The organism is Bartonella taylorii 8TBB (genome assembly GCF_902825155.1).
Taxonomy (GTDB): domain Bacteria; phylum Pseudomonadota; class Alphaproteobacteria; order Rhizobiales; family Rhizobiaceae; genus Bartonella; species Bartonella taylorii_A.
Window position 1 is genome coordinate 1 of sequence record NZ_CADEAG010000081.1, and the last position, 534, is coordinate 534.

Consider the following 534-nt stretch of genomic DNA (forward strand, 5'->3'; position numbering starts at 1 on the left):
TAGAGTTTTCTCAGCCTTTTCAATCAGTAGATCATCAGTTTCATTCTCTTCATCATCTTCACTACCCAAATTAATAATATCATCATCATATTTATTCACTTTATTAATTAATTGTGCAACATCATCTAAGGTATATGTTTTCATCAATTATTCTCCATAAATTATTCTATAAGTTTCTGTTTTTTCTCTTTTCATCAACCGTAGAGCATTACTGCACATGCTCCTGTCCCCATCTGTCAAAATTTAGACCTATGATACCCCATTTCATATCGATTATTCCTCCTAAGTTACTGTTTACCTCTTCTCCATAGCCTTCAGCAAGTCCCTTCCAATAATCCTCTCGCCGCTTCGGAAACTTTTCTCTATCTATAAGTGAATGATGTGTATTGGAAGGAGCATGGATCACGGAAGTATATATAAAATGATCTTTACTGCCATTTTCCGCTATGGGACCCTCATGAGTTTGCTTTAAGTGATGCAACTCAACAGGTTTATTATCAAAACCTATAAACGAACTTACTGTTCGCATTCTTT

General features: G+C 34.8%; 1 protein-coding gene and 1 pseudogene. Both read right to left on the reverse strand.

The annotated features are described in order from the left end of the window. Positions 1–144: pseudogene (locus J7R13_RS09725) on the reverse strand (SMI1/KNR4 family protein); the annotation flags it as partial. A 64-nt stretch (positions 145–208) separates the two neighbouring features. Next, positions 209–534, reverse strand: a 326-nt coding sequence (locus tag J7R13_RS08740; RefSeq protein ID WP_246786342.1) for an HNH/ENDO VII family nuclease, incomplete at its 5' end; no start/stop codon positions are given.